Below are 21,888 nucleotides of genomic sequence, written 5' to 3'. Positions count from 1 at the left end.
AGGTTCCCATGACCGCTCCGATCTCTCGCCGTCCCCTTCTGCTGGCCGGTGCCGCCGCGGCGCTGGCGCCCGTGGCCGCCCGCGCGCAGGGGGCGACCGGCCCCGCGCGCATCCGGCTGCGGCTGCTGGAAACCACCGACCTGCACGTCAACGTCTTTCCCTACGACTATTACCGCGACCGCACCGACGACACGGTGGGCCTGGCCAAGACCGCGACGCTGATCGCCGCCGCCCGCGCCGAGGTCCCCAACGCCCTGCTGTTCGACAACGGCGACGTGATCCAGGGCAGCCCCCTGGGCGACTACATGGCCTACAGCCACGGCCTGAAGCCCGGGCAGGTGCACCCGATCATCGCGGCGATGAACGGGCTGGACTACGTCTGCGGCACGCTGGGCAACCACGAGTTCAACTACGGGCTGGACTACCTCGGCACCTCGCTGGGCGGGCAGAACTTCCCCTCCGTCTGCGCCAACGTGTTCAAGCCCGACGGCACGCCGCTGATCGAGCCCACCCGCGTCTTCGAGCGCGAGCTGACCGACGAGGCCGGCACTAAGCACAAGCTGCGCATCGGCGTGATCGGCTTCGTGCCGCCGCAGATCGTGCAGTGGGACAAGGCCAACCTGGACGGCAAGGCCACCACCATCGACATCGTGGAGGCCGCACGCCACTACCTCCCCGCGCTGCGCGAAAAGTCCGACCTGGTGATCGCGCTCTGCCATTCCGGCATCGCCGGCGGCGAGGGCGAGGCGGGCGCCGAGAACGCCGCCCTCTACCTCGCCAAGGTGCCGGGCATCGACGCCATGTTCACCGGCCACCAGCACCTCGTCTTCCCCGGCACGCGCGACTTCGCGGGTATCGCCGGCGCCGACAACGTGAAGGGCACGCTGCACGGCGTCCCCGCCGTGATGGCGGGCTTCTGGGGCAGCCATCTCGGCGTGATCGACCTGGCGCTGGAACGGCAGAACAATGCCTGGAAGGTCGCGAACTTCGCCGTGGAGGCGCGCCCGATCTACGAGCGCAAGCCCGACCGCTCCATCCAGGCCAAGGTGGACGCCGCCCCCGCGGTGCTGCGCGCCGCGCAGACCGAGCACGACGCGACCCTGGCCTATGTCCGCCAGCCCGTGGGCGAAACCCGCGTGCCCATCAACAGCTACTGGGCGCTGGTGGCCGACGACCCTTCCGTGCAGATCGTCAGCAACGCGCAGATCTGGTACGTCCGCTCCATCGCCGAAGCCGCGGGCCTGGGCGGCCTGCCGATCCTGTCCGCCGCCGCCCCCTTCAAGGCGGGCGGCCGCTCCGGCCCCGACTACTACACGGACGTCAAGCCGGGCCCGATCGCCATCAAGGACGTGGCCGACCTCTACCTCTACCCCAACACGGTGCGCGCGGTGCGCATCACCGGCGCGCAGGTGCGCGAATGGCTGGAACGCTCCGCCGGCATCTTCAACCGCATCGACCCCGCCTCCACCGCCGAGCAGGAGCTGATCGACCCGCGTTTCCCCTCCTTCAACTTCGACATCATCGACGGCGTCACCTACCGCATCGACGTCACCCAGCCGTCCCGCTACGACAATGACGGCAAGCTGGTCGCCCCCGACAGCCACCGCATCGTGGACCTGCGCTTCGAGGGCCAGCCGATCGACCCGGAGCGGCAGTTCATCGTCGCCACCAACAACTACCGCGCCGGCGGCGGCGGCAACTTCCCCGGCGCCGACGGCAAGACCATCGTGATCGACGCCCCCGACCTGAACCGCGACGTGCTGGTGCGCTACATCGTCGAGGAGAAGACCATCAGCCCCGCCGCCGACGGCAACTGGTCCCTGGTCCCGCTGCCCCCCTCCGTCGTCGCCACCTTCGTCACCGGCCCCGCCGCCTCCGGCCAGCTGCCCAACGGACTGCGCGCCGAACCCCGCGGCTCCGCCGAAGGCGGCTTCGCCAAGTACCGCCTGGTCTTCGGCAACTAACTTCACGCCGACTGCGCCCTCGGCGCCGCGGGGTTTCGGTGGCGTCGGTTGGTCGGGGTGGCTAGAGCCGTGGCCAGGGGCGCTGCCCCTGGACCCCAGGGCAAAGGCGAAGCCTTTGTCCCGAGCCGGGGAGTTACGAACTCCCCGGACGCCGCGTTGAGCGCCTCCGGCGGGGGCGGGATGGCCGACGGCAGTCATTGAGGACAGCGTTGTCCTGACCCGCCCCCGCCGGAGGCACTCATGAGACACGAGGTGCCCCGGGCTCCTCGCGGGGTGTCCAGAGGGGCGGCGCCCCACTGGCCCAGGCCCGAACACCTCAGAACCACCGCAGCCACCCGCACCCACGACCCGAGCTGCGCCCGCGACCGATAGGGCGGCCACCCGCGGCACGACACCGCCCGCGGGCGCGAGCCGGCGTGCCGCGGGCGCCGGACACCGGGCCGCTCAACGCCCCGTCGGCGCCGCCCGCGGCGCAGGGTCCGGCGCAAAACCCGGCGCCGCCCGCGGCGCAGAGTCCGGCGCGGCCTCCGGCGCAGCGGCCGGCGCCGCCCGGGACCCGCCCGGGCCCGCGTCCGGCGCCAGTTCGGCGGCGCGCAGCCAGCCGGCCGGGGGCCGCTCGCCGTCCAGCCGGCTGACCCGCACCCAGGCCCCGCGCCGTTCCAGCACCGCCACCGCCTCGCCCGGCAACACGGCCGGCCGGCGCGGCGGCGGGTCGGCGGGGGCGGGGCGCAGCACCGCCCGCCGCGCCCCCACGGCCGCCACGCCGATCCAGCCCTCGCCGCGCAGGGTGCGCACCGCCTGGAAGGGCTGCCGGGTCATGTCGCCCGCGGTGGCCGCGCAGCCCGCGTGGTTGTCGCTCAGCAGCAGGGCGACCCCGCCGTCGGACACGGCCAAGCTGCCGGGGATGGCCGTGCCGTCCGGCCCCCAGCTTTCCACCGCGCCGCGCCCGTGCCGCAGCCGGCCGCGCAGAAAGAAGCGGCAGCTGAACTGCGGCGCCGCGGCCGTGCCGCCGTGCCACGCGAACAGCACGCCGCTGACCGCATCTCCCGTGACCACCAGCGCCAGCTCTCCGTAGCGGCCGGACCGCGCCGGGCCCGCCGCGGGCGCCGGCACCGGGGCGAACAGGGCGCCCAGGGCCAGCAGCAGCAGCAGCGCCCCGCCGCCGAAGCGCCGCGGCGCCGCGCCGTCCGCCAGCGCCCCCAGCGCCAGCAGCAGCAGCACGCCATCCTCGCGGCGCCGCGGCGGAAGCGACGCGACCGGCGCCCGGCCGCCAACGGTGGCCCGCAGCACGGTGCCGCTGGTAGCGGGACGCAGCACGGTGCCGCCGGGGCGCCTCACGACGCTGACCAGTCGATGCGGCGGGTCACCGCCATCACCACCGACAGCGCGGCGAAGATTGCCACCGTGCCGGCCAGCAGCGCGTAGGCTTCCAGGCTGAGCACCACGTAGAGGAAGCCGAACATGCCCGCGAGCACGCCCGCGAACAGCCCCGCCAGCCGCGGCCGCCGCGTCACCGCCGCGGTATAGGCGGAGGCCTGCCCCAGCACCGCCGCGGTGGACACGGCATAGGCCGCGGCGAAGCCCAGCGGTTCCCCGAAGGCCAGCAGCAGCAGCGGAAACAGCACCACCGACAGGCCCAGCAGCCCGTACTGCACCAGGTGGATGCGCACCCCCGCCACCAGCTCGAACAGCACGTAGGTCAGAAAGGTCAGCGCCAGAAACATCGCGGCGTATTTCGACGCCCGCGTCACCATCCGGTAGGTCGGCACCGCTTCCAGCAGCGCCACCCCCACCGCCGGCGTCGCCGGCACCAGCTCCTGGCACCAGCTGGACCCGAGGTGGCGCACCAGCGGCTGGCCGGTGCCCTCGCTCCAGTTCGCGGAAAACGCCGTTTCGCTGACGTCCGAGCGCACCGGCAGGCCGCTGCCGGTAAAGGAGGGCGTCGCCCAGGGCGCGGCCACCGCCAGCTCCGCCCGCCGCGCCAGGGGCAGCAGGTTGAAGCTTCCCGTGCCGCGCAGAGCCAGGGAGCCGGACAGCGCCAGCACCCGCCCCGGCTCCGGCGGCCCGTCCAGCCCGAGGTCCCAGCGCAGGAGGTCGCTGCCGATGCAGCGCGCGTCGGCCGCGTCGCGCGCCACCATGTCGCGCCCGTCCAGCGCCAGCCGCGCCTCGGCGGTGGCGGAACGCAGGTCGGTGGCGCCGGTCACCAGGAAGGCTTCGCGCCAGCGCAGCTCCGTGCCCGGCTCGGCCACGATCGCCGGCACCGCCAGCTCGGCCTCCAGCCGCACCTCGGCGCCATAGATCACCGCCTCGAACAGCCCGCGCCGGCGCCGCTCCGGCGCCAGCCTGGCATCGGCGCGCAGCCGCCCGGGCAGCACGGCCACCGCGCCCGTCTGCCAGCGCGGCGGCAGGGTGTCGCCCGCCTGCCAGCGCGGCGGCAGGGGTTCGCCCGCCATCGGCGGGACCGGCGTGCGGGTCGGCACGATCAGCACCGGGCCCAGCACGCTCTGCTCGGGGCCCCAGGCGCGGGCGATGCCGTCGCGCACCTGCTCGCCGTAGGATTCGCGCTCGGCGATCACGCCCTCGATCATCAGGTGCGGCACCAGCAGCAACAGCAGCAGCCCGCCCACCAGCGCCAGCTTGCCCGCGCGGTTGAGCCGCATCGGCGACCGCACCGGGGCGGGGCGGGCGGCGGCGGGCGGGGCTTCGGCGGGGGCGGGCAGGGGGGCGGCAGGGTCGGGGGGGATGTCGCTCACGGGCGGGGGTTCCTCGGGATGGGTGCCGCCATCCTCGCCACCCGCCGTGCCGCCCGGATGACGCGGCGGAGGAGAAGCCTTGCCAAGCCGGTGCAAATCCGGTGCAGACGCAGCCCCGCCCGCCACCGCGACAGCCAGGACCCATGCCGCGCATCCTCCTCGTGGACGACGACCCGGCGATCCGGGAGGTGCTGCGCTTCGCGCTGAACCGCGCCGGCTTCGAGACGGCCGAGGCCGCCGACGGCGCGGCCGGCCTGCGCGCGGCGCGCGAGTCGCTGCCCGACCTGGTGGTGCTGGACGTGATGCTGCCCGAGATGGACGGCACCGCGGTGTGCCGCGCCCTGCGCGCGTCCGGCGGCGCCGCGGCCGCCGTGCCGGTGCTGTTCCTGTCGTCGCGCGACGACGAGGTGGACCGCGTGGTGGGGCTGGAGATCGGCGGCGACGACTACCTCACCAAGCCCTTCTCGCCGCGCGAGCTGGTGGCGCGGGTGCGTGCCGTTCTCCGCCGCGGCGCCCCGCAGCCCGATCCGCTGGCCGCCCCGGTGATCCCCCCGGTGGCCGGCGCCCCGCCCGGCCCGCCGCACGCCCGTCCGGCCGCAGCGCCGCCCCCGGCCGCCGAGGCTGCGCTGCGCCACGGCCGGCTGCTGCTGGACCCCGACACCGCCCGCGTCACCTGGGACGGGCGGGAGGTGGTGCTGACCGCCACCGAGTTCGGCTTGCTGCGCACCCTGCTGCGCCGCCCCGGCCGGGTGCTGACCCGCGACGCGCTGATGGACGGCGCCTACACGGTGGAACGGGTGGTGTCGGACCGCACCATCGACAGCCATGTTCGCCGCCTGCGCGCCAAGTTCGCCGCCCTGGGCGCCGCGCCGGTGGAAACCCTGCCGGGATTCGGCTACCGCCTGGGGCCCTGCGAGTAGCACCGCCCGGCGTTTTTCCCCCGGCACTTTCCCCCGGCGCCGCGGAGCCCGGAAAGGGCGGGCCCAGGGGCCGCGCCGGTGCGACGCCCGACCCGGCGCGACGCCCGCTCCGGCCGCCGCCCGCGCCACCGCGGCCCCCGCCACCCCCTGGACAGTTCCGCCCGGCCCGCCACCAATCCGCCCGCGGCCGCGACGGGCCGGACGCGCTATGGGGGACCGGGCGGTTGATCTTCGCGACGTGGCGCGGCCGGGGCTGGCTGGTGATCCTGCTGGTGGCCGCGGCCATGGTCCTGCCGATGCTCGTGCTGCGGCAGATCGACGGCCCGGCGGTGGACCGCGGCGTCGGCCTCGCCATGGGGATCGCCGCGCTGGCGGCGCTGCTTCTCGGCCTGCGCTGGAACCGCGGCGGGGCGCCCGGGCAGCCGGCGGAACACGCGCTCTGGGGCCTGCCGGTGCAGGTCTGGGCGCTGCCGATGCTGGTGTTCGCCGCCCTGCTCGGCACCCGGGTCATCATCACGGAGGAGGAGCCCCGCCGTCCCCCGATCCCCCGGGAAGCGCCCCCTCTGCTGAAGCAGCAGCCCGGCTAGCCGCGCCCCGATGCCCCGCCTGCGCCGGCCGCGGCTGCGGACCCTGCTGCTGCTGAGCAACGTGGTGGTACTCGCCCTGCCGCTCTCGGGCTTCTGGGCGCTGCGCCTGTACGAGAGCGCTCTGATCCGGCAGACCGAGGCCGAGCTGCGCGCCCAGGCCGCGGTACTGGCCGGCACCTGGCGCGCCGCCCGCGGCATCGCCGGGGAAAGCCTGGCCGAGGGCCTGACCCCGCGCGCCCTGGAAACCGCCCGGCGCCGCGGCCTGGACCTGGCGCACGACCCCGTCCTCCCCCTCGCCCCCGACCCGCGTCCCGGCCCGCCCCCCATCCCCGAGGCCGCCGCCGCCGGCGCCCGCCTGCTGCCGGTGCTGCGCGACACCCAGGCGGTGACCCTGGCGGCGCTGCGCCTGCTGGACGCCGCCGGCACGGTGGTGGCCTCCACCGGCGCCGACACCGGCCTGTCGCTGGCCGGGCTGGAGGAGGTGGAGGCCGCCCGCGCCGGCCACCCCCTGGCCGTGCTGCGCCGGCGCGAAAAGATCGCCACCGAGGTCCCCGAGGGCATCAGCCGCACCGCCGGCCTGCGTGTCCACCTCGCCATGCCCGTGCTGGACGGCGACCGGCTGGACGCGGTGGTGCTGCTGTCGCGCACCCCCGCCACCGTGCTGCAGACCGTGGGCGGCAAGGTGCCGGAGATCGCGGCCGTGGCGCTGCTGCTGCTGCTGCTGGTGGCTGCCCTGGCCGCGCTCGCCTCGCGCCTGATCACCCGCCCCCTGGCCGCCGTGGTGGCCGCGGCGCGGGCGGTGGCGGCCGGCGGCACGGCGAAGCTGCCCCCCGTTCCCGGCACCGCCGTGCGTGAGGCGGCGGAACTGTCCGAGGCCATCGCCCGCATGACCGCCACGCTGGAAGGCCGCGCGGCCTATGTCCGCGGCCTGGCCGCCAACATCAGCCACGAGTTCAAGACGCCCCTGGCCGCCATGCGGGGTGCGGCGGAACTGCTGGCCGAGCACGGCGAGGAGATGACCGCCGCCGAACGCGCCCGCTTCGCCGCCGCGGTCGAGGACGGCGTGGCCCGCCTCGACCGGCTGGTGCGCGGGTTGCTCGACCTCGCCCGCGCCGACATGGCCGCCGCCGGCGGCCGCGCCGCGCTGCGCCCCCTGGCCGAGGCCGCCGCCGCCGCCCACCCCGATCTGCGCATCACCGTGCACGGCGCCGCCGCCGCCGCCATCGCCCCCGAGGCCGCGGCCACCGTGCTGGGCAGCCTGCTGGGCAACGTGCGCGCCCATGCCGGGCCGGGCACCGCCGTGACGCTCACCCTGGCCACCGAGGGCGACACCGCCACCATGCTGGTGGCCGACAACGGCCCCGGCCTGAGCCCCGCCAACGCCGCCCGCGCCTTCGATCCCTTCTTCACCACGGCCCGCAACAGCGGCGGGACCGGCCTGGGCCTGCCCATTGCCCGCGCCCTGGTGGAAGGCGCCGGTGGCCGCATCGCCCTGCAGCCCGCCGCCCGCGGCGCCGCCTTCCGCATCGCCCTGCCCGCGGCGGCCGTGGAGGGTTCCGGGTGACCCGGGCCGTGGCCAGGAGGCTCTGCCCCGGGCTCCTCGCGGGGGGCTCCAAGGGGGCAGAGCCCCCTTGGCCGAGGCCCGAACACCCAGGCGCACCCGCCGGCCACCCCGACGCCGGAACCTCGCCCCGCCCGGTGTCACATCCGCGCCGATGTGGCAGGAATCGCGGTTTGTGCCACATCGGCGCGAATGTGGCAGGCGCAACAACCGGGGGCGAAACGGCTTGACGCGCAGGGCATTGTTCCGTATGGTGTTTTTGCCGGCGGTCGAGCTGCGTTCCGGGCATTTCGGGGCAGCCCGGTAAGGAAGTAAGATCGTAAGGAAGTAAGGCGAACCCGCCGCTTTCCCCGGTGTCACGGCATTGACTTGCCCCCGGCGGGCACTACAGCCTCGAACGGTTTCGCTCCCCGTTTCCGAGGACCCCGCATGCCCCGGCTGCTCGCCATCGCGCTGTGCCTCCTGCTCGCCACCGGCGCCTGTGGCGCCACCGGCGCCGCCTGGGCGCAGGAGATCCGCCCCGCCATCGTGTTCGACATGGGCGGCAAGTTCGACAAATCCTTCAACGAGGCCGTGCACCAGGGCGGCCAGGCCTTCCAGCGCGCCACCGGCATCGAGGTGCGCGAGTTCGAGCCGCAGAACGACACCCAGCGCGAACAGGCACTGCGCAACTTCGCCCGCCGCGGCCAGGACCCGATCGTGGCGGTGGGCTTTAACCAAGCCAGCGCCGTGCGCGCCGTGGCCGCCGAATTCCCGCGCGTCCGCTTCGTGATCATCGACGCCACGGTGGAGGCGCCCAACGTGCAGTCCATCCTGTTCCGGGAGGAGCAGGGCTCCTTCCTGGCGGGGATGCTGGCGGCGCTGCGCTCCTCCACGGGCCGCATCGGCTTCGTGGGCGGCATGGACGTGCCGCTGATCCGCAAGTTCGCCTGCGGCTACGTGCAAGGGGCGCGGGCCGCCAACCCGCGGGTCGAGGTGCTGCAGAACATGACAGGCTCGACGCCCACCGCCTGGAACGACCCGGTGCGCGGGGCGGAGCTGACGCGCTCGCAGATCGAGCGCGGCGCCGACGTGGTGTTCCAGGCGGCCGGCGCCACCGGCATCGGCGTGCTGCAGGCCGCGGCGGATGCGGGCAAGTACGGCATCGGCGTGGATTCCAACCAGAACCACCTCCATCCCGGCCGCGTACTGACCTCCATGGTCAAGCGCCTGGACGTCGCCACCCGCACCGCCTTCGAGAGCATCCGCGCCAACACCTGGCGCCCCGGCACCACCGTGCTGGGCCTGGAACAGGACGGCGTGGCCCTGGCCTTCGACGAGAACAACGCCGCCGCCGTAACGCCCGAGATGCGCACCCGCATCGAGCAGGCCAGCGCCGACATCGTGGCCGGCCGCCTGCGCGTGCACGACTACATGACCGACAACAGCTGCCCGAACTGAGGGTGCCGCGGAACCGGGCCGCGTCCCGCCACACCGCCGCGCGGCCCGGGAAAGGCGACGCGGCCGCCCCGGGCCTCGCCCCCGCCCGGTCCGGGACCGCGGCATGACGGCGCCCGCAGCCACCGCCGCGCCGCCGCCCGCCATCGAGCTGCGCGGCATCCGCAAGAGCTTCGGCGCCGTGCACGCCAACCGCGACGTGGACCTCATCGTCCGCCGCGGCGAGATCCACGGCATCGTCGGCGAGAACGGCGCCGGCAAGTCCACCCTGATGAGCATCCTCAACGGCTTCTACACGGCCGATGCGGGCGAGATCCGGGTGAACGGCACCCCCGTCACCCTGCGCTCCAGCGCCGACGCCATCGCCCTGGGGATCGAGATGGTGCACCAGCACTTCATGCTGGTGGACCGCTTCACCGTGCTGGAGAACGTCATGCTGGGCGCCGAGGGCGGCGCCCTGCTGCGCGCCGGTTCCCGCCGCGCCCGCGCCGAGCTGAAGCGCCTGGCGGCGGAATACGGCCTGCACGTCGACCCCGACGCGGTCGTGGGCGACCTGCCCGTGGGCGCGCAGCAGCGGGTGGAAATCCTCAAGGCGCTGTTCCGCGGCGCCGAAGTGCTGATCCTGGACGAACCCACCGGCGTGCTGACGCCGCAGGAGGCCGACGACCTGTTCCGCGTCCTCCGCGCCCTGCGGCACCAGGGCAAGACAGTGCTGCTGATCACCCACAAGCTGCGCGAGATCATGGCCATCACCGACCGCGTTTCGGTGATGCGCGCCGGGCAGATGGTGGCGCACCGCGACACCGCCGAAACCTCGCCGGCCGAACTGGGTGAGCTGATGATCGGCCGCCGCCTCGCCGCCGAGGCCGCCCGCGAGCCCGTCCCCCGCGGCCCGGCGCTGCTGGAAGTGTCCGCCCTGCACGTTGCCGACGATGCCGGGGTGGAACGCGTGCGCGGCGTGGACCTCGCCCTGCACGCCGGCGAGATCCTGGGGGTCGCCGGCGTCGCGGGCAACGGGCAGAGCGAGCTGCTGGAAGCCCTGGCCGGCATGCGCGCGCCCACCGCCGGCCGCATCCGCCTGCGCGGCGAAACGGTGTTTCCGGGCGGCCAGCACACCCCCGCCGCGATGCGCGCCCAGCGCCTGGCGCACGTGCCGGAGGACCGGCTGCGCACCGGCCTGGTGCGCGGCTTCGCGGCGCAGGACAGCGCCATCCTGGGCTACCAGCACGATCCGGCGCTGCGCCGCTTCGGGTTGCTGGACGGCGGCCGCATCGCCGCCCATGCGGCCCGGCTGATGCGCGACTACGACGTGCGCCCGCCCGTGCCCGCGCTGCGCTCGGCCCTGTTCTCCGGCGGCAACCAGCAGAAGCTGATCCTGGCGCGCGAGATCGAGCGCGATCCCGAGGTGCTGCTGGTCGGCCAGCCCACCCGCGGCGTGGACGTGGGCGGCATCGAGGCCATCCACGCCCGCCTGCGCAAGGCCCGCGCCGCCGGCAAGGCGGTGCTGGTGGTGTCCGTGGAGCTGGACGAGATCACCCGTCTTTCGGACCGCATCCTGGTGATGTTCGACGGCCGCTTCACCGGCGAGCTTTCCGCCGCCGAGGCCGACGAGCGCCGCCTGGGCCTGCTGATGGCGGGCGTCGCGGCGTGAGCGGCAGCACCACCCGCACCCTGCCGCGCTGGGCCGACCTGCTGCTGCTGCCGCTCGTCAACCTCGCGCTGGCCATGCTGATCGCCGCGCTGGTGATCCTGGGCGTGGGCGAATCCCCCTGGGCGGCGATGCAGGCCCTGGCGGTGGGCAGCCTCGGTTCGGCGGACGCGATCGGCTACACGCTGTACTACGCCACCGACATGGCCTTCGCCGGCCTCGCCGTGGCAGTCGCTTTCCAGTGCGGCCTCTTCAACATCGGCGCCGAGGGCCAGGCCTACATCTCCGGCCTCGGCGTGGCGCTGGTCTGCCTGGGCGGCGCCGCGCTGCCCGGCCCGTTGCTGATCCCGCTGGCCATCCTGACGGGGGCGGGTTTCGGCGCCGCCTGGGGCGCCGTGCCGGGCTGGCTGCAGGCGCATCGCGGCAGCCACGTCGTGATCACCACCATCATGTTCAACTTCATCGCCGCGGCGCTGATGGTGTACCTGATCGTCAACGTGCTGATCGCGCCCGGCTCCATGGCGCCCGAGAGCCGCGAGTTCCCGCCGCAGGCCGCGCTGCCCACGCTGGCTTTCCTGGGCTTCCCCGCCAGCACCCCCGTCAACCTCGCCCTGCCGCTGGCGCTGGGCTGCGCGCTGGGGATGTGGCTGCTGCTGTGGCGCACCGGCTGGGGCTTCGGCGTGCGCGTGGTGGGCGCCAGCCCGGCGGTGGCGCACTACGCCGGCATCAACCAGTCGCGCCAGATCGTGCTGGTGATGGCGCTGTCCGGCGCCCTCGCTTCCGGTGTCGCGGTGAACGAGCTGCTGGGCGCGCAGCACAAGCTGCTGCTGGGCTTCACCGGCGGCTACGGCTTCACCGGCATCGCCGTGGCCCTGATGGGCCGCAACCACCCGGTCGGCGTGCTGCTGGCCGCCCTGCTCTTCGGCGCCCTGGCCCAGGGCGGCGCCGAGCTGGCTTTCGAGATGCCCTCCGTTCCCACCGAACTGGTGGTGCTGATCCAGGGGCTCGTGATCCTGTTCACCGGCGCCCTCGGCAACCTCCTCCGCCCTGCCCTGGCGCGCATCCTGTCCCCGAGGGCGGGGTAGATGCGAGGGAGGGGGCCTTCGGGGGCGGGCGTCGCTCTGCGTGGCCTTGCAGGGAGGGCTCTGCCCCCCTGCACCCCCCGCCAGGAAACTGAGTTTCCTGGATCTTCCGTTCGTAAAAGAACGGCGCTGCTGGACCCGGGGTCACTTCGCGGCGGCTACGCCCGCGAAGTGACCCCGGGTCCAGCAGCGCCAACTCACGGCGGGGTCCGGGGACCTACGAGGTCCCCGGCGGGAGGGTGCGGGAGGGCGGCGCCCTCCCGCGGGCCAAGCGGAGCCACACCCGCCCCCGAAGGACCCCACCCCGCATGACCGGCTTCGAGGACATGCTCTGGCCGCTGGTGGCGGCGACGCTGCGCACTGCGACGCCGCTGATCCTGGCGGCGCTGGCCGGGCTGTTCTCCGAACGCGCGGGCGTGGTGGATGTGGGGCTGGAGGGCAAGATGCTGGTGGGCGCCTTTGCCGCGGCGGCCGCGGCCTCGGTGACCGGCAGCGTGGCGGCCGGGCTGGGGGCGGCGGTGCTGGCGGCGGCGGCCTTCGGGCTGGTGCATGGCTGGGCCTGCGTGACGCTGCGCGGCAACCAGGTCGTTTCCGGCATGGCGATCAACATCCTGGCCTCGGGGCTGACGGCGACGCTGGCGCTGGCCTGGTTCCGCCAGGGTGGGCAGACGCCGCCGCTGCCGCAGGCGGCGCGCTTCCTGCCGCTGCCGATCCCCGGGGCGGCGGCGCTGGCCGAGTTGCCGGTGCTGGGGCGCCTGCTGACGGCGGTGATCGGCGGGCAAACGCTGCCCGTCTACCTGGCCTTCGGGCTGGTGCCGCTCTCGGCCTTCGTGCTGTTTCGGACCCGCTTCGGCCTGCGGCTGCGCGCGGCGGGCGAGAACCCGGCCGCGGTGGACACGGCGGGCATCTCGGTCGCGCGGCTGCGCTACGCGGGGGTGCTGATCGCGGCGGTGCTGTGCGGCGTGGCAGGGGCGGCGATCGCCACCGCGCAGGGCGCGGGCTTCGTACGCGACATGGTGGCGGGGCGCGGCTTCATCGCCCTGGCGGCGATGATCCTGGGCAAGTGGCGGCCCTGGCCGACGCTGCTGTGCTGCCTGCTGTTCGGGCTGCTGGACGCGGCGGCGATCCGCCTGCAGGGCGTGGCGCTGCCGGGCCTCGGGGAGTTCCCCGTGCAGGCGCTGCAGGCGCTGCCCTACGTGCTGACGGTGGTGCTGCTGGCGGGCTTCGTGGGCCGCGCCATTCCGCCCAAGGCGAGTGGCATCCCCTACGTCAAGGAACGCTGAGGCCGCGCTTCGCCCGGCCGGCGGCACCACCGGCGTGAGGCATCCCGCCGCTGGCGCAGCCGCAACCGTGAACTCCGCGTCACGTTGGGAAAACCGTCACTATTGTGGAAAGGTCATCATGCGCGGCATCCTGCTCTGGCTGATCGGCATCCCCATCCCGATCATCATCCTGCTCTACCTGTTCGGCGTTTTCTGAGCCGCGCCACCGCAACCTGGTCCACACGCTGCGGCAGAAGCCCGGGGAAGCTGATCCAGGCGGCCTGACCGTTCCAGCACGCTTTGGCGGCCGGGACCGACGAACGGCCCCGCCGCCGGGATCACCGCCTTTTTCCGCATGCCGTGGTTGCCTTTGTCGGGCCTGGGACCGGCCCATCTGGCACCGTGCAAAGGCAGGTTGCGGAACATCCTGACAACACCTCGCGGATGCTTCAGCGATCCGTGCCGCTGGCCCGTCAGTTAGCTGGTACGGTGACGGTTTATCCGGCCGTCGCCCGGTTGCCCCTCCTGATCCCCGCTGGCAAAACTCCGGTGTGTCACGATTTATACGCATCGCCCCGTCGCTGCTGGCCGCCGATTTTTCCCGGCTGGGGGAAGAGGTGCGCGCGATCGAGGCTGCCGGCGCCGACTGGCTGCACCTCGACATCATGGACGGGCATTTCGTGCCCAACATCTCCTTCGGCCCAGCGGTGCTGAAGGCGCTGCGGCCGCACACCCGGCTGTTCTTCGACGTCCACCTGATGATCGCCCCGGCCGACCCGTACCTCGCCGCCTTCGCCGAGGCCGGGGCGGGGCTGATCTCCCTCCATCCGGAAGCCGGGCCGCACCTGCACCGCTCGCTGCAGACCATCCGCTCCCTGGGCGTGCAGGCCGGGGTGGTGCTGAACCCCGCCACCCCCGAGAGCGCGGTGGAGCACGTGCTCGACCTCACCGACCTCCTCCTGGTGATGACGGTGAACCCCGGCTTCGGCGGCCAGTCCTTCCTGGACAGCCAGCTGAGCAAGGTCGAGCGCCTGCGCCGCATGATCGAGCGCAGCGGCCGCGACATCGCCCTGCAGATCGACGGCGGCGTGACGCCCGACACCGCCCGGCGCTGCGTCGCCGCCGGCGCCGACGTGCTGGTGGCCGGCACCGCGGTCTTCGGCAAGCCCGACTACGCCGCCGCCATCGCGGCCCTGCGCGGCCCGGAGCCCGGAACCCTGTCCGCATGAGCGACTGGATGCGCGGCGCCCGCCGCACCCTCGCCGGCCTGAAGCCGATGCGCGTGCCGGACGCCCCGGCCCGCGCCTTCCGGGACCTGTGGCCCGGCGACGCCGCGCGCGGCCAGCGGCTGATGAAGGGCGAGTTCGAGGTGGCCGGCACCGTCCACCCGCTGCGCCCGGCCGAGGCCACCCGCGCTGAGGGCCCCGCGCGGGGCGGCAGCCAGGCCTGGCGGGCGGCGATGCACGGCTTCGCCTGGCTGCGCGACCTGCGCGCCCTGGGCACGGATGGCGCCCGGCTGCGCGCCCGCGCCCTGGCGCAGGACTGGCTGGGCCGCACCGGCAACGAGGCCATGGCCGACCTGCCCGAGGTCGCCGGTGCCCGCCTGTCCGCCTGGCTCGGCCACTGGGACTTCCTGGCCGCCACCGCCGAGGACGGCTTCCGCCGCGCCCTGATGCAGCGGCTGGCGCATGATGCTCGCTCGCTGGTGCTGTCGCTGCCGGCCGAATGCACCCATCGCGGCGGGCTGGTGGCGCTGAAGGGGGCGCTGGCAGCCGCTGTGGCGCTGGAGGAGGAAGCCTGGCTCACCCGCTGCCTGCGCGTGCTGCCGGCCGAGCTGGACCGCCAGTTCCTGCCCGATGGCTGCCACGTCGAGCGCTCGCCGGCGATGCACCTGCTGGCGCTGCAGGACCTGATCGAGATCCGCAACCTGCTGCACGGCGCCGGGCTGGAAGCGCCGCCGCACCTGTCGCTGACGCTGGACCGCGCCGGCCCCGCGCTGCGGGTGTTCCGCCACGGCGATGGCGGCCTGGCCAGCTTCAACGGCACCCGCGACGAGACGGCGACGCTGCTGGACCTCGTGCTGACCCAGGCGCAGACCCGCGGCCGCGCGCCGCTGATCCTGCCCGAGGGCGGCTTCCAGCGCCTGCAGGCCGGGCGCACGCTGGTGATCACCGATTGCGGCGCCCCGCCGCCGCACCGCCCGCCCGCCACCCCCGGCGGCATGCCGCGCGGCGCCGACCGCCTGCATCATGCCGGCACGCTGAGCTTCGAGCTTTCCGTGGGCCGCGACCGGCTGATCGTGAACTGCGGCGCCGCACCCGCCGCCGAGCCGGCCTGGCGCGACGCGCTGCGCGCCACCGCCGCGCATTCCACCCTGGTGCTGGCCGACACCAACAGCGCCGAGCTGCGCGACGACGGGCTCGGCCGCCGCCCCGAGCAGGTGGAGGCGGACCGCCAGGAAGCCGAGGGCGCGCAATGGCTGGACGCCACGCATGATGGCTGGAAGCGCGGCTTCGGGGTGATCCACCGCCGCCGCCTGTGGCTGTCGGAATCCGGGGACGACCTGCGCGGCGAGGATGCGGTGGAAGGCGACGGTCCGCCCGGCTTCGCGGTGCGTTTCCACCTGCACCCCGCGGTGAAGGCCGAGATGCTGGAAGACGCGGAGGAAGGCGTGCTGCTGCGCCTGCCCTCCGGCGTCGCCTGGCGCCTGCGCGCCGAGGGGGCGGAGGTGGCGATCGAGGAAAGCCTGCACCTCGGCCCCGCCGGCCCGGCCGAAGCGCGGCAGGTCGTCCTGTCCGCCGAGGCCGGTACCCCCAGCGTGCAATGGGCCATCCGCCGCGCCCCGGCCCGAGGTGGCGCGGACTGAACCCGATGCCCGGTGGCGTTGCGCTGAGTGGCCCACGAGGGGGCTCTGCCCCCTCGCGCTCCCCCGCCAGGAAACTGAGTTTCCTGGACCTTCCGTTCGTAAAAGAAGGGCGCTTGCGGAGAGGGGGGCACTGCGACGGCGTCGCCGCGTCGCAGTGCCCCCCTCTCCGCAAGCGCCAACTCATGGCGGGGTCCGGGGACCTACGAGGGCCCCGGCGGGGGTGCAGGGGGAAGAGCCCCCTGCGAGGCCACTCAGCACCACACCCCCCGGCATGAGGGTTCTCTTCGTCGCCAACGTGGACTTCGCGCTGCGGCACTTCGTGCTGCCGCTGATGCGCGGCGCGCGGGCGCGCGGGCACGAGGTGATCGCTGCCTGCGCCGAGGGACCGCTGCTGGACCTGCCGCGGGCGGAGGGGTTCCGGGTGGTGGGGCTGCCCATGGCGCGGTCGCTGTCGCCGCGGGCGAACTGGCAGGCGCTGCGGGCCTTGCGGGCCCTGATCCGGGAGGTGCGGCCGGATCTCGTGCACGCGCATTTCCCGATCAGCGGCTTGCTGGCGCGGGTGGCGGCGCGGCTGGGTGGGGTGCCGCGGGTCGCCTACACGGCGCACGGTTTCCTGTTCAACCAGCCGGGGCCGCTGTGGCGGCGGGGGCTGTCGCTGGGGCTGGAATGGCTGGGCGGCCGGCTGACCCACACGCTGCTGACCGTCAGCGAGGAAGAGGCCGGCGACGCGCGGCGCCTGGGCATCTCCCGCGGCGCCACCGCCACCGGCAATGGCCGCGACCCCGCGCTGTTCCACCCCGACCCGGAAACGCGCGCGGCGGTGCGAGCGGAACTGGGCGCCGCGCCGGGGGATTGCGTGGTTTGCGCCGTGTCGCGGCTGGTGCGGCACAAGGGCCATCCGGAACTGCTGGCGGCGATGGAAGCGGTGCCGGACGCCACGCTCTGGGTGGTGGGGGAACGCCTCCCCTCCGACCATGGCGAGGATCTCGAACCCGCCTTTGCGCGCGCCGAGGCGGCGCTGGGCCCGCGGCTCAAGCGCCTGGGCTACCGGCACGACGTGGCGCGGGTCCTGGCCGGGGCGGACGTGTTCTGCCTGCCCAGCCATTTCGAGGGCCTGCCGATGTCGGTAATCGAAGCCATGCTCACCGGCCTGCCCGTGGTGGCCACGGACATCAGCGGCCCGCGCGAGATGGTGGCCGAGGGCGAAACCGGCTTCCTGGTGCCGCCCCGCAGCGTGGCCCCCCTGGCGACGGCCCTGGCGCGGCTGGCGGAGGATCCCGCGTTGCGGGCCCGGATGGGCGCGGCGGGACAGGCGAGGGCGCTGGAACGCTACGCGGAAGCGGCCGTGGTGGCCCGCACCCTGGACCTGCTGGGCTTGTGAGCCACCGGTTCCTTCCCGGCCGGCAACCGCTGCGACGAAAGGTGGAGCGATGAGCGATGCGGATTGGCGCAGCCGCGCCGAGGCCGGCTTCGGGCGGCAGCCCTTTCTGCGCCACCTCGGCGCGACGGCGACCTTTCCCGAGCCCGGACACTGCGAGCTGCGCCTGCCCTGGCGGGCGGAGCTGACGCAGGAGCGCGGCTTCTTTCACGGCGGCGTGGTGGGGACCATGGCCGATGCCGCGACGGCCTGCGCCTCCGTGTCCACCATGCCGGCCGAGGCGGCGGCGCTGACGGTGGAATACAAGGTGAACTTCCTGCGTCCCGCGCTCGGCGAGGTGTTGCTGGCGCGGGCCCGGGTGATCAAGCCGGGGCGGACGCTGACGGTGGCGAGCTGCGACCTGTTTGCCCTCGGGGAAGGGCGGGAGGTGCTCTGCGCCACGGCAACGGCCACGGTGATGCGGCTGGACACCGCGCCGACCGGCAACGCGAATCTCAAGGGCGGGCATTAGGTGGATCGAGGCTGGCAGCAGCGACTGGCCGTTCGCTGCTGCACCGCTGTTGACAGTCCGTCGTGACCGCGCCGAGATCGCCGCATTGTTCGCGCCGGTTCACCCGAGCCGCAGCGCGGCTGGGAACGGGGAACTCGATCGTGCGGAACAGGGATGGCGAACCCCGGACACCCCGGTGCACTGCCTGGATCCTGGCAGCGGCGCTGCTGGCCGGTGCATCCGGAACAGGGACCACCCGGGCCGTGGCGCAAACGCTGCGCTTCGGCAACAACGCCACCGTCACCAGCATGGACCCGCATTTCTACACCGCCACGCCCAACCTGGAGGTGACGCGGCAGGTCTTCGACGGGCTGACCGCCATGGCCGCGGATGGCCAGGTGGTGCCGGGCCTCGCGGAGTCCTGGAGCGCGGTGGGACCGGAAACCTGGGAGTTCCGGCTGCGCGACGGCGTCCGCTTCCACGACGGCACGCCCTTCACCGCGGAAGACGTGGGCTTCACGGTTGCCCGCGTGCCGCAGGTGCCCAACAGCCCAGGCTCCTTCACGATATTCACCAGCTCCATCGACCGCGTCGAGGTGGTGGACCCCCGCACGGTGCGGCTGCACACGCGCGGGCCCGACCCGCTGGTGCCGGCCAACCTCGCCTGGGTCGGGATGCTCAGCCGGACCCTGCATGCGAACGCCACCACGGAAGCCTTCAACGACGGCCGCCTCGCGATCGGCACCGGGCCCTTCCGCTTCGCCGCCTTCGTGCCGGGTGAGCGGGTGGAACTGCGGCGCAACGACGCCTACTGGGGCCCGAAGCCGGAATGGCAGGCGGTGCTGAACCGCACCATCCGCACCCCCGGGGCGCGCACCGCGGCGCTGTTGTCGGGCGACGTGGACGTGATCAACGGCGTGCCCACCGCCGACCTCGCGCGGCTGCGCGCCGATGGCCGGGTGCGGGTGGAGGAAACCGTCGGGCTGCGCCTCGTGTACCTGATGCTGGACACGCTGCGCGACGAGACGCCCTTCATGGCCGCGCCGGACGGTGCGGCCCTGCCGCGCAGCCCGCTGCGCGATCCGCAGGTGCGCCGCGCCCTGTCGCTGGCGGTGGACCGCGACGCGCTGGCCGAACGGGTGATGGAAGGCTCCGCGGTGCCCACGGCGCAGCTGGTGCGCGACGGGTTGCCCGGCTACGTCACGGCGCTGCAGCCGCGCTTCGACCTCGACGGCGCGCGCCGCCTGCTGGCCGAGGCCGGGGTGGCGCGCGGCACGCGGATCACGCTGCACGGGCCCAACGACCGTTACCCCAACGACGCGCGGGTGCTGCAGGCCGTGGGCCAGATGTGGCAGCGCGCGGGCCTACAGCCCACGGTGGAGGTGCTGCCCTGGGCCAGCTTCTCCGGCCGCCAGGCGCGGCGGGAATTCTCGGCCTACCTGCTGGGCGGCACGGCGGCGACGGGCGAGGCCTCCTACCTGCTGCGCTCCATCCTGAACCTGCGCGACGCGCAGCGGCAGAACCGCCGCTACGACAACCCCGCCTTCGAGGCGGTGCTGGACGAAGCCGGCCGCACCGCCGATCCCGCGGCGCGCGAAACGTTGCTGCAGCGCGCCGTGACGATGGCAGTGGAAGACGGGGCGCTGCTGCCCCTGTACATCCAGAAGGCCACCTTCGCGCTGCGCAGCGGCCTGCGCTACGCCCCGCGGGTGGACGAGGTGATGCAGGCCGCCGACGTGCACGCCTCGCCGTGACCCCGGTCCTGCGGCGGCACGGGTATGACCGGGCCGGCAATCTTTTCAGCGTCATCAGCGACGGGAGATCGACCGAGGCATGAGCGGAACCAGGGACGGCGCCGTGCGGCGCGCGCAGCAGCTGTTCGATGACGGCAGCTTCGTGGAGCGGCTGCGGCAGCTGGTGGCGGTGCCGACCGAGAGCCACCCGCCGCAGCGCAAGGCGGAGCTGGAGCGCTACTGCCACGCCGTGCTCGGCCCGATGCTGGCGGAGATGGGCTTCACGGTGGAGGTGCTGCCCAACCCCGACCCCGTGCACGGCCCGGTGCTGCTGGGCACGCGGATCGAGGACCCTGGCCTGCCCACCGTGCTGTTCTACGGCCACGGCGACGTGGTGCGGGCGATGCCGGAGCGCTGGCGGCCCGACCTCGACCCCTGGACGCTGACGGTGGAAGGCGACCGCATCTACGGGCGCGGCGTGGTGGACAACAAGGGCCAACACCTGCTGGGCATCGAGGCGATGCGCGCCGTGATCGCCGAGCGTGGCTCGCTCGGCTTCAACGCCAAGGTGATGGTGGAAACCGGCGAGGAAGCCGGCTCGCCCGGGCTGCTGCCCTTTCTGCGGGAACACCGCGAGCGCTTCGCCGCGGACGTGTTCATCGCGCTGGACGGCCCGCGCGTGTCGCGTTCCGTGCCCGACATCCACCTCGGCACCCGCGGCGGGGTGGCGATGGACCTGGTGGTGAACCTGCGCGAGGGCAGCCACCATTCCGGCCACTGGGGCGGGCTGCTGAAGGATGCCGGCGTGGTGCTGGCGCATGCCATCGCCGCGATCATCTCGCGCGACGGGCGCATCCTGGTGCCGGGCTGGCGGCCGGAAAACGTGCCCGAGGCGGTTCGCCGCGCCAGCGCCGCGGTGATCAGCGAGCCGCTGCCCGGGGCACCGGTGCCGGAGGAAGGCTGGGGCGAGCCGGGGCTGTCGCGCTCCGACCGCATCTATGCCTGGAACAGCGCCATCGTGCTGGCCTCCATCTCCGGCCAGCCGGAAGGGCCGGTGAACGCCGTGGGCGGCGCCGCGCGCGCCCGCATCCAGCTGCGCCACATCGCCGACACGCGCACGGAGGACGTGGTGCCGGCGCTGCGCGCGCACCTGGACGCGCAGGGCTTCACCGAGGTCGAGGTGGTGCCGGTGACCGAACGCGACATGTTCCCGGCCTCGCGCACCGACCCGGACGATCCCTGGGTGCGGCTGGTGGCCGACAGCTTCGCACGCACCGCGGGTCGGCCGCCCAACGTGATCCCCAATATCGGCGCCTCCGGCCCGTCGGAATACTTCCGCGAGGTGCTGGGCACGCCCGTGATGTGGATCCCGCATTCCTATGGCGGCTGCGGCCAGCACGGGCCGGACGAGCACGGGCTGGGGTCGCTGTTCCGCGAAGGGCTGGGGCTGATGGCCGGGGTGTGGTGGGACATCGCCGAGCGGGGCCGGCCTGCGGGCTGAAGGGGGAAAGAAGGCCGGGGGAGTGAACTCCCCCGGGCCCCCTCCTTTTTTCGGAAGTTTGGTGGAGCCCCGCCAGCAACCGGCGCGCCCCGAAAACTTCCGAAAATAGAAGGGGGTTCGGGGGGATACTTCCCCCCGGCTTCCTGCTCTCGCCGGCCAAAGCCCACCCCGCCGGCCAGGACGCGCGTCAGCCCTCCTCCGCCATGCCCGGCCCGAAATTCGCCCGCGCGCGGCGGAGGAGGGCGCGAAGGAAGTTCGCCTCGTCCGGCGTCAGCCCCTGCACGACCTGCGCGTTGACCGCATGCGCGATCGGCAGCAGCTTTTCGCGCAGCGCCCACCCGGCCGGGGTCAGGTACATATGGACCTTGCGCCGGTCCTGCGCGTTCCGCTCCCGCCGGATCCAGCCCTCGGCCTCGATGCCGCGCAGCGCGACCACGGCGGTCGGCTCCATCATGCCGATGCGCTGCGACAGCTCGCGCTGGGTGAGCCCATCCTCCTCCCACAGCATGCGCAGGAAGTACCAGGCACCCGGCGACACGCCGTGGACGCTGATCTGCGCCCCGATCTCCCGCTGGATCAGGCGGTTCAGGTCGCGCACGAGGAAGCCGAGGCTTTCCTCGAAGGGCAGGGGCCGGGGCGATGCGTCCTGCGACATCGCGAGGGGTTCAGGCCCTGCGCCGGCGGCCGGACAGGCGGCCCCGCACGC

General features: G+C 74.2%; 18 protein-coding genes. 15 read left to right on the top strand and 3 right to left on the bottom strand.

Annotated features, from left to right (window positions below):
* The first annotated feature begins 8 nt into the window (after positions 1–8).
* Positions 9–1,964: a bifunctional 2',3'-cyclic-nucleotide 2'-phosphodiesterase/3'-nucleotidase gene (locus tag ACLIBK_RS19005; RefSeq protein WP_415388870.1), complete on the top strand. Its 1,956-nt coding sequence runs from the start codon at positions 9–11 to the stop codon at positions 1,962–1,964.
* A gap of 444 nt (positions 1,965–2,408) precedes the next feature.
* Here the strand turns inward: ACLIBK_RS19005 and ACLIBK_RS19000 are convergent, their stop codons facing one another.
* Together ACLIBK_RS19000 and creD are read right to left on the bottom strand one after the other, a co-directional pair.
* Positions 2,409–3,302 (bottom strand): hypothetical protein, encoded by an 894-nt coding sequence (locus ACLIBK_RS19000; protein ID WP_415388869.1) that lies wholly within the window; start codon positions 3,300–3,302, stop codon positions 2,409–2,411.
* Entirely contained in the window at positions 3,299–4,717 is a 1,419-nt protein-coding gene (gene creD / locus ACLIBK_RS18995; RefSeq protein WP_415388868.1) for a cell envelope integrity protein CreD, read from the bottom strand. The genes ACLIBK_RS19000 and creD overlap by 4 nt, the downstream gene beginning before the upstream one ends.
* A 143-nt stretch (positions 4,718–4,860) precedes the next feature.
* Between creD and ACLIBK_RS18990 the strand changes: the two genes are divergently transcribed.
* The 14 genes from ACLIBK_RS18990 (at position 4,861) to ACLIBK_RS18925 (ending at position 21,182) form a co-directional block, all read left to right on the top strand.
* Positions 4,861–5,637, top strand: coding sequence for a response regulator transcription factor (locus ACLIBK_RS18990; RefSeq protein WP_415388867.1), 777 nt, complete (start codon positions 4,861–4,863; stop codon positions 5,635–5,637).
* Positions 5,638–5,861: 224 nt separating this feature from the next.
* Positions 5,862–6,224 carry a hypothetical protein gene (locus ACLIBK_RS18985; RefSeq protein WP_415388866.1) on the top strand — a complete coding sequence of 121 codons (363 nt, stop codon included), beginning with the start codon at positions 5,862–5,864 and terminating at the stop codon, positions 6,222–6,224.
* 10 nt (positions 6,225–6,234) lie between these two features.
* Positions 6,235–7,788: a sensor histidine kinase gene (locus tag ACLIBK_RS18980; RefSeq protein ID WP_415388865.1), complete on the top strand. Its 1,554-nt coding sequence runs from the start codon at positions 6,235–6,237 to the stop codon at positions 7,786–7,788.
* A gap of 426 nt (positions 7,789–8,214) precedes the next feature.
* Entirely contained in the window at positions 8,215–9,225 is a 1,011-nt protein-coding gene (locus tag ACLIBK_RS18975) for a BMP family lipoprotein (RefSeq protein WP_415388864.1), read from the top strand.
* Positions 9,226–9,328: 103 nt separating this feature from the next.
* Entirely contained in the window at positions 9,329–10,873 is a 1,545-nt protein-coding gene (locus ACLIBK_RS18970; RefSeq protein ID WP_415388863.1) for an ABC transporter ATP-binding protein, read from the top strand.
* A complete protein-coding gene (locus ACLIBK_RS18965; RefSeq protein ID WP_415388862.1) occupies positions 10,870–11,955 on the top strand; it encodes an ABC transporter permease in 1,086 nt (361 codons plus the stop codon). Before ACLIBK_RS18970 ends, ACLIBK_RS18965 begins: the two co-directional genes overlap by 4 nt.
* Before the next feature lie 305 nt (positions 11,956–12,260).
* On the top strand, positions 12,261–13,235 hold the full coding sequence (locus tag ACLIBK_RS18960) for an ABC transporter permease (protein WP_415388861.1): 975 nt from the start codon (positions 12,261–12,263) through the stop codon (positions 13,233–13,235).
* Positions 13,236–13,302: 67 nt separating this feature from the next.
* Entirely contained in the window at positions 13,303–13,431 is a 129-nt protein-coding gene (locus ACLIBK_RS18955; RefSeq protein ID WP_415388860.1) for a hypothetical protein, read from the top strand.
* Between the two features lie 334 nt (positions 13,432–13,765).
* Positions 13,766–14,443, top strand: coding sequence for a ribulose-phosphate 3-epimerase (rpe, locus tag ACLIBK_RS18950; RefSeq protein ID WP_415388859.1), 678 nt, complete (start codon positions 13,766–13,768; stop codon positions 14,441–14,443).
* Positions 14,440–16,080: a heparinase II/III family protein gene (locus tag ACLIBK_RS18945; protein ID WP_415388858.1), complete on the top strand. Its 1,641-nt coding sequence runs from the start codon at positions 14,440–14,442 to the stop codon at positions 16,078–16,080. The genes rpe and ACLIBK_RS18945 overlap by 4 nt, the downstream gene beginning before the upstream one ends.
* A 271-nt stretch (positions 16,081–16,351) precedes the next feature.
* Positions 16,352–17,461 carry a glycosyltransferase family 4 protein gene (locus ACLIBK_RS18940; RefSeq protein ID WP_415388857.1) on the top strand — a complete coding sequence of 370 codons (1,110 nt, stop codon included), beginning with the start codon at positions 16,352–16,354 and terminating at the stop codon, positions 17,459–17,461.
* 49 nt (positions 17,462–17,510) lie between these two features.
* The gene (locus tag ACLIBK_RS18935) at positions 17,511–17,969 is read left to right on the top strand and encodes a PaaI family thioesterase (protein ID WP_415388856.1); all 459 of its coding nucleotides are present in this window, start codon (positions 17,511–17,513) and stop codon (positions 17,967–17,969) included.
* A 242-nt stretch (positions 17,970–18,211) separates the two neighbouring features.
* A complete protein-coding gene (locus ACLIBK_RS18930; protein ID WP_415388855.1) occupies positions 18,212–19,702 on the top strand; it encodes an ABC transporter substrate-binding protein in 1,491 nt (496 codons plus the stop codon).
* Between the two features lie 79 nt (positions 19,703–19,781).
* Positions 19,782–21,182, top strand: a complete 1,401-nt coding sequence (locus tag ACLIBK_RS18925) for a M20/M25/M40 family metallo-hydrolase (protein ID WP_415388854.1) — start codon at positions 19,782–19,784, stop codon at positions 21,180–21,182.
* A gap of 187 nt (positions 21,183–21,369) precedes the next feature.
* Here the strand turns inward: ACLIBK_RS18925 and ACLIBK_RS18920 are convergent, their stop codons facing one another.
* Positions 21,370–21,837, bottom strand: a complete 468-nt coding sequence (locus tag ACLIBK_RS18920) for a MarR family winged helix-turn-helix transcriptional regulator (RefSeq protein ID WP_415388853.1) — start codon at positions 21,835–21,837, stop codon at positions 21,370–21,372.
* Positions 21,838–21,888 lie beyond the last annotated feature (51 nt).

The organism is Roseomonas sp. BN140053 (assembly GCF_047690175.1).
In the GTDB taxonomy this organism is placed as follows: domain Bacteria; phylum Pseudomonadota; class Alphaproteobacteria; order Acetobacterales; family Acetobacteraceae; genus Roseomonas.
Note: the sequence above shows the minus strand (reverse complement) of the source record. Positions and strands in the feature narration are given on the sequence as shown.